Source organism: Mesorhizobium sp. M7A.F.Ca.CA.004.06.1.1 (assembly GCF_003999135.1).
In the GTDB taxonomy this organism is placed as follows: Bacteria; Pseudomonadota; Alphaproteobacteria; order Rhizobiales; family Rhizobiaceae; genus Mesorhizobium.
Genome location: NZ_RZPQ01000270.1, coordinates 1 through 6,938 on the forward strand (window position 1 = coordinate 1; position 6,938 = coordinate 6,938).

A 6,938-nucleotide genomic window follows, 5' to 3' on the forward strand; every position below is an offset into this window, starting at 1 on the left:
GCCTGGGACTGGCGCTTCTACCAGGAGAAACTGCGTGCGGAAAAATTCGCCTTCGACGAGGCGGAGCTGAAGCCCTATTTGCAGCTCGACCGCATCATCGACGCTTGCTTCGATGTGGCGACACGGCTGTTCGGCATCACCTTCGAGGAGAAGAAGGGCATCGCTGCCTGGCACCCCGACGCCCGCGTCTTCGTGGTGAAAAATGCCGATGGCAGCGAGCGCGGCCTGTTCCTCGCCGATTATTTCGCCCGGCCCTCGAAGCGCTCCGGCGCCTGGATGAGCGCGCTGCAGTCCGGCTACAGGCTCGGCCACGGTGCGAGCCCGGTGATCTACAACATCATGAACTTCGCCAAGCCGCCGGCCGGCGAGCCCGCGCTGCTGTCGGTCGACGAGGCGAAAACGCTGTTCCACGAATTCGGTCATGCTTTGCACGGCATGCTGACCGATGTCACCTGGCCCTCGGTTTCGGGCACCTCGGTCAGCCGCGATTTCGTCGAACTGCCCTCGCAGCTCTACGAACATTGGCTGACCGTGCCGGCGGTGCTGGAAAGACACGCGCTGCATGTGAAGACCGGCAAGCCGATGCCCAAGGCGCTGCTCGACAAGATGCTGGCCGCGCGGACTTTTGGCGCTGGCTTTGCAACAGTAGAGTTCACCGCATCCGCGCTGATGGACATGGCTTATCACGCACGGCCGGATGCGCCTGAAGCACCACTTCGTTTCGAAACCGAAACGCTTGCAGAGCTGCACATGCCGGACACCATAGCCATGCGTCACCGCACCCCGCATTTCGGCCACGTCTTCTCCGGCGACGGCTATTCGGCCGGCTATTATTCCTACATGTGGTCGGAAGTGCTCGATGCGGACGCTTTCGCCGCCTTCGAGGAGACCGGCGACCCCTTCAACCCGGCGCTCGCCGAACGGCTGCGCAAGAACATCTACGCCGCCGGCGGTTCGAAGGATCCGGAAGAACTCTACACCGCATTTCGCGGCAAGATGCCGTCGCCCGAAGCGATGATGGTGAAGCGGGGATTGGTGTAGCACCGGATAATCTCCCCCCTCGAGGGGGAGATGGCCGCGAAGCGGCCAGAGGGGGTCGGTTCGACCGGGCTCGGCCTGCTGCGGCAGAAGAAGGTTGGCGCATTACGTCAGGCGACCCCCTCTGTCGGCTTCAGCGACATCTCCCCCTCAAGGGGGGAGATTGCCTGCATCCTTCCAAGGATCCGCAACCCTTGGCCACACCGGCCTTGTCAGCTTCTTGTAATCGGTCACCGCCGGATTGCTGGGATACGAACTCGGCGCCGAGACATAGATGATCTCGGCGGCGATCGGCTCGAAGCCGGCGTAGAAATGGTTGGTCGACTTGATCAGCAGCATGTCCTTGGCCATCGGATCGACGCCGATGTTGGAAAAGATATCCGGCTCGAAGGTCTGTGTGCGGTTGGTGTTGAGAATGATGTCGACCTCGGTGCCTTCGAGGCGGACCAGCGCCGTCGGCCCCAGCGTCACCCGGCTTGGCCCGAAACTCTGCCAGCCCTCCGCAACCGCTTTCAGCACGCGCACGCGCGCGTCGATCGGCTCGCCTGCCTGCGGCCCGGCCTTGCCGCCGAAGCGCAGATCGATGACCGCGCCTTCGCCCGCCGCCAGGCAGAAGGTGACCGCGATCGGATCCCAGATCGTCGCCACGGCGAACCTGTCCAGGCCACGCGCCAGCATCTGGCGCAGCACGAAGGTGCCGTCGCCGGGCACACCGCCGCCGGGATTGTCCCAGATATCGGCGATGACCACCGGCTTGCCCGGATTCTCGGCGCGCACGGCCAGCGCCCGGTCGATGCCGTCGGTGGCGCTCAGCATCGTCATCGCCGTCTTTTCGCGCAGCGCGTAGAGTTCCCGCCCGAGCCTTTCCGCCAGCGCGTCACCCTTGGCCTTGTCATCGTCGGTGACGACCAGGATGCGTGTGCCCATTTCGGCCACGTCGGCCGCCATGAAGCCATGGATGACGGAGACCGACAGCACGCCGTCCTTGCCGTGCAGCGCCTTGATGCGGTCGACGAAGGAGCGCATCGGCTCGCGGCTGGTCGGCAGCACCTGGATCATGCGGCAATCGAAGGTCGAGATGACCGGCTTGATCTCGCCCCTCGCCGCCGCAAGGCCAAGCTCGACGACGTGTTCGCCGCGCTCGTAGAAATCGGTGTGCGGAAATTCGAGGAAGTAGGCGAGGATGTCGGAGGCCGCCACGCGCTTCGGTGTCAGATGGCTGTGCGGATCGAGTTCCACGGCGATCACCACCTGCGGCCCGACCATTGCGCGAACCCGTTCGAGCAAGTCGCCTTCGCAGTCGTCATAGCCTTGCGCCACCATGGCGCCATGCAGGCCGAGGATGACGGCATCGACCGGCAGCGCTGCCTTGAGCTGGCCAAGGATCTCGTCGCGCAGCGCCTCATAGGTCTGCCGTTGCACCAGGCCGCCCGGCTCCGCCCAGGTGGCGGTGCCCTCGATGACATCGAGGCCTTCGGCCGCTGCCCGCCGGCGCAGCGCCACCATCGGCGAGGAGCACAGCGTCGGCGTGTCCGGATGTTTGCCGGGCCCGGCATAGAAGGCCATCTCGAACGAGGCCCTATCGGTCGGCACCGGCGAGAAGGTGTTGGTTTCCGTCGCCAGCGAGGCGGTGAAAATGCGCATGAAAGCTCCGTCCGTGAATAGGCGTTATTTGACCGCCCCGAGCGCCAGCCCGCGAACGAGGTAGCGCTGCAGCCAGATGAACAGGATGGCCACCGGCAAGGTCGCCAGCAACGTCGCGGCCATGACGTGGTGCCATTCGATGGTGTAGCGGCCGGCGACCAGCGAAAACACCTGGATCGGCAGCGTATAGCTTTCCTGGCTGCGCAGCATGGTGAGCGCCACGACGAATTCGTTCCAGGCATTGATGAAGGTGAAGATCGCGGTCACCGCGATCGCCGGCAGGCAGAGCGGCAGGAACACCTTGCGCAAGGTCAGCCAGCGGCCGGCGCCCTCCATCCAGGCGGCTTCCTCGAGATCGCGCGGAATGGTGTCGAAATAGCTCTGCAGCATCCACACCGTGAAGGCGACGTTGAAGGCCATGTAGATGAAGCCGAGCGCCGTCGTGCTCTCGACCAAGCCCCAGGCCGCCATCAGCCGGAACAGGCCAAGCACCAGCACGATCGGCGAGATCATCTGCGAAATCAGCAGGAACTGGCGCAAGGCGCCGTAGCCGGCAAAGCGGAAGCGCGACATCGCATAGGCCGCCGGAACCGAGATCAGGATGGCGCCAACCGTGGCGATCACAGACACGTAGAGCGAATTGAGCAGCGCCTGGCCAAAGCCGGTCGCCACCCACATGTCGGAAAAATTCGACCAGCGGAATTCGCTCGGCCACCAGGTCGGCGACAGCACTTCCTGCCTCGGCTTGACCGCGGTCAGGAACATCACCGCGAAGGGAAAGAGCGTCACCACGATCAGCGGCGCCAGCAGCAGCCAGGCGATGATGGAGCGTTTCAGCTTGCTCGTCATGTGCGTTGCTCCCGCATCGCCAGCCGCACATAGATCATGGTGAAGACCAGCAATATGGCGAACATCACCAGCGACACCGCCGATGCTTCGCCCAGCTTGCCGATGCGGAAGGCCAGCTTGTAGAGATGGGTGACCAGGATATCGGTCGAGTTGGCCGGGCCGCCCTGCGTCATCACCCAGATGATCGGGAAGGAATTGAAGACGTAGATGGTGTTGAGCACGATGGCGATGTTGATGAACGGTTTCAGGAGCGGAAAGGTGATTTCGCGGAACTGCTGCAGCGGCGTCGCCCCTTCGAGCGCCGCCGCCTCGTAGAGATCGTCCGGAATCGACGACAGCCCGCCGAGAAAGATCGTCGTCGTGAACGGCACCGTCACCAGGATACCGATCAGCACCTGCATCGGGAAAGCGGTCTCGGCGCTCGCCAGCCATTGGATGTTGTGATCGATGAGCCCGAGGCCGATCAGCGCCGAATTGAGCATGCCGCTTTCGCCGCTCAGCGCCCAGCGCCAGACCACCGCGGTCATGGTCAGCGACACCGCCCAGGGCAGCATGATGATGACGCGGGCGATGCCGCGGCCATAGAAATCGGTGTTGAGGATCATCGCCACCGGGATCGACAAGAGAAGCGCACCGCCGACCACCATCACCGTCCATTGGCCGGTGCGCCAGAGCGCGGCCGTGAAATCGGGATCGGCAGCGAGTGCCGCGAAATTGGCGAAGTCGTTGAAGTCGCGAAGCTGGCCGAAGCGGCTGACCTCATGCGTCGAGATCTGGATCAGGTCCCAGACCGGCCAGAAGATGACCACCGCCGCCAGAAACAGGCTGGGCAAGGTCAGGAGATAGGGCAAGAAACGATTTTGCATCTGCTGGCCTGCAACCTCGGCGTGCTGGATCAGAAGGTTCTGCTTATGCGAATTTCGGATCCGCCGCACCGGGCCGGGAACCTAGGTGTGGCGCGCCCCGCCTGAGTCTGGGGCGCGCCACGGGCGCAGGGAGATACGCCCTATTTCTTCAGCACGGCCTCTATTTCTTCAGCACGGTGTTGGCCTTGGCGGCCGCGTCCTTCAAGCCCGCCTCAGGGTCGCCGCCGAGATAGATCTTCTGCATGGCGTCCGACGTGATCTGGGCGACTTCTTCCCAGCCCGGAATGACCGGCGCGAAGCGGGCGTCGGGCAGCAGCGCGGTGAACGCCGCCAGATCGGCATTGTTGACGTAGTAGTCCATCTTGGCCTCTTCCTTGTTCACCGGCAGGAAGCCTTCGCCTTGCGTGAACTTGGCGCGCTGTTCCGTGGTGAACAGGAAATCGAGCAGCTTCCAGGCTTCGTCCTTGTTCTTGGAGTTCTTGAACATGATGATGGAATCGGTCACGCCATAGGTGCCGCGCGCGCCGGTCGGGCCGGCGGGGATGGCTGCAACGCCGTATTTCAGGTTCGGCGCCTCGTCCTTGATCTGGTTGGACAGGAAGGGTGCGGTGATCATCATGCCGACCTTGCCCTGCTTGAACAGGTTCTGCACGTCTTCGCGGTTGTTGGAGGTGACGCCGGGTTCGGTCAGGCCTTCGTCGATCATCGACTTGTAGAGCTTGGCGGCCTCAAGCGCACCTGGCGTGCTCAGGCCCGAAGTGCCGTCCTTGTTGAGGATCTCGGTGCCCTGCGACCACATCGCATAATAGTAATAGACGTCGGTCTCGATCTCCTTGCCCTGCAGGCCGAAGCCGAACGTGCCCGACCCCAGCGCCTTGATCTTGCGCGCATCTTCCTGCAGCTCGGTCCAGGTTGCCGGTGGCTTGGCGATGCCGGCTTTCTCGAACAGCTCCTTGTTGTAGTACATGGCGCGCGCCGAGGCCGCGATCGGCAGGCCGTAGGTCTTGCCGTCCATGATCGAGGGCGACAGGAAGGTGTCGATGAAGCGATCCTTGAAGTCGGGCTTGATGTAGCCGTCGAGCGGCTCGGCGACATCCTGCTGGACGAAGTCGATCAGCCAGCGCGTGCCGATGATCGACAGATCGGCATTGGTGCCGGCGGTGATGTCGGTGGTCAGCTTCTGCAGCAGCACATCCCACGGCACCACTTCGAACTTGACGCTGATGCCGGGGTTCGCCGCCTCGAATTCCTTCTTGACGTCGGCGAAATAGGGAGCAGTCTTGGCGCTGTACTCGGCCACGGTGACGCGCACCTCGCCCGCATCCGCCTGCGCCGCAATTGCCAGCATGCTCATTCCGGCCATCAGGCCGACAGTCCATTTTGCAAGGCTCATTTGATCTCTCCCATTGGTGTTGCGCCTGCGCGCCTCTCCGTGCCGGAGCAGAAGATTTATGTGACTTTCCTACATTATCGATGATTTGAAGGCTTACAAGCGGATTATTGTGTTGCTTAATTACATTTACAGGCCTAGGCCTTATGCGATCTGTCAGAACTCCCGGAGGATGACGCACGGTGGTTTCGCAATCCGAGTTCGAGGGCAGGGCCGAGTTCGAAGGCAGGGCCGAGTTCGAGGGCAAGACCGTCGTGGTGACGGGTGCCGGCGGCGGGCTCGGCACGGCCATCGTGGCGCTGATAGCGCAAAGAGGCGCCAGGGTCGTCGGTTGCGATCAGTCAAGCGAGGCGCTGAACAGTCCGCACCTTGCCTCCCGCCATGTCTTCGATCTTCTCGACAAGGCATCGATAGCGACGGCGATCGGCGCGATCCTCGACCGGGATGGTGTGCCCGACATTCTCATCAACAATGCCGGCTGGACGCGTGCCGAGACGATTTCGGCGCTCGATCCCGACAGAATAGAGCAGGAACTCGATCTCAACCTGACTGGCGTGATGAATTTCGCCGACCCGCTGGTCAAGGCGATGGCTGGCCGCGGCTCGGGCAGCGTCGTCTTCATCTCCTCGGTCAACGCCATCGCGCATTTCGGCAATCCGGCCTATGCCGCCGCCAAGGCCGGCATCAACGCCTATGCCAAGGCGATCGCCGTCGAGCTCGGCCGCAGCGGCCTGCGCGCCAATGTCGTTTGCCCCGGATCGATCCGCACCGCCGCCTGGGACCACCGCCTTGCCAAGGATCCCGAAATCCTCGGCAAATTGCAGCGGCTCTATCCGCTCGGCCGCATCGTCAACGCCGCGGAAGTGGCGGAAGCCGTCGCCTTCCTTGCGTCCGATCGCGCATCGGGAATAACAGGCGTGGTGATGCCCGTGGACGCGGGACTGACCGCCGGCTGCCTGCCCTTCATCGACGACATTCTGGGAGCGTGACAATGACCGATGTCGAGTTTCGCGATCTGTCGAAATCCTTCGGCCAGCACAAGATCCTCGAGAACATCAGCCTCGATATCAAGAGCGGCGAGTTCGTCGTCCTCGTCGGCCCGTCCGGCTGCGGCAAGTCGACCTTGCTGCGCATGCTGGCCGGCCTGGAGA

The 6,938-nt window shown here is 63.2% G+C and carries 7 protein-coding genes; 3 read left to right on the top strand and 4 right to left on the bottom strand.

Annotated features, from left to right (window positions below):
• The coding region (locus EN906_RS17260; RefSeq protein WP_245484281.1) for a M3 family metallopeptidase at window positions 1-1,041 on the top strand (1,041 nt) is incomplete at its 5' end.
• A gap of 147 nt (window positions 1,042-1,188) precedes the next feature.
• Here the strand turns inward: EN906_RS17260 and EN906_RS17265 are convergent.
• The 4 genes from EN906_RS17265 to EN906_RS17280 form a co-directional block, all read right to left on the bottom strand.
• Window positions 1,189-2,682 carry a M81 family metallopeptidase gene (locus EN906_RS17265; protein WP_127268519.1) on the bottom strand — a complete coding sequence of 498 codons (1,494 nt, stop codon included), beginning with the start codon at window positions 2,680-2,682 and terminating at the stop codon, window positions 1,189-1,191.
• A gap of 24 nt (window positions 2,683-2,706) precedes the next feature.
• On the bottom strand, window positions 2,707-3,531 hold the full coding sequence (locus EN906_RS17270; RefSeq protein WP_013528984.1) for a carbohydrate ABC transporter permease: 825 nt from the start codon (window positions 3,529-3,531) through the stop codon (window positions 2,707-2,709).
• A complete protein-coding gene (locus tag EN906_RS17275; RefSeq protein ID WP_023811708.1) occupies window positions 3,528-4,397 on the bottom strand; it encodes a sugar ABC transporter permease in 870 nt (289 codons plus the stop codon). Before EN906_RS17275 ends, EN906_RS17270 begins: the two co-directional genes overlap by 4 nt.
• A 160-nt stretch (window positions 4,398-4,557) precedes the next feature.
• Window positions 4,558-5,790, bottom strand: coding sequence for a sugar ABC transporter substrate-binding protein (locus tag EN906_RS17280; RefSeq protein ID WP_127268520.1), 1,233 nt, complete (start codon window positions 5,788-5,790; stop codon window positions 4,558-4,560).
• A gap of 179 nt (window positions 5,791-5,969) precedes the next feature.
• Between EN906_RS17280 and EN906_RS17285 the strand changes: the two genes are divergently transcribed.
• The gene (locus EN906_RS17285; RefSeq protein WP_127276572.1) at window positions 5,970-6,776 is read left to right on the top strand and encodes an SDR family oxidoreductase; all 807 of its coding nucleotides are present in this window, start codon (window positions 5,970-5,972) and stop codon (window positions 6,774-6,776) included.
• A 2-nt stretch (window positions 6,777-6,778) separates the two neighbouring features.
• Window positions 6,779-6,938, top strand: a 160-nt coding sequence (locus EN906_RS17290) for an ATP-binding cassette domain-containing protein (RefSeq protein WP_164777212.1), incomplete at its 3' end; no start/stop codon positions are given.

Coding starts and splice junctions, on each gene's coding strand:
- EN906_RS17275 (WP_023811708.1), bottom strand. CDS start 4,397: ATGCAAAATCGTTTCTTGCCCTATCTCCTGACCTTGCCCAGCCTGTTT.
- EN906_RS17280 (WP_127268520.1), bottom strand. CDS start 5,790: ATGAGCCTTGCAAAATGGACTGTCGGCCTGATGGCCGGAATGAGCATG.
- EN906_RS17270 (WP_013528984.1), bottom strand. CDS start 3,531: ATGACGAGCAAGCTGAAACGCTCCATCATCGCCTGGCTGCTGCTGGCG.
- EN906_RS17265 (WP_127268519.1), bottom strand. CDS start 2,682: ATGCGCATTTTCACCGCCTCGCTGGCGACGGAAACCAACACCTTCTCG.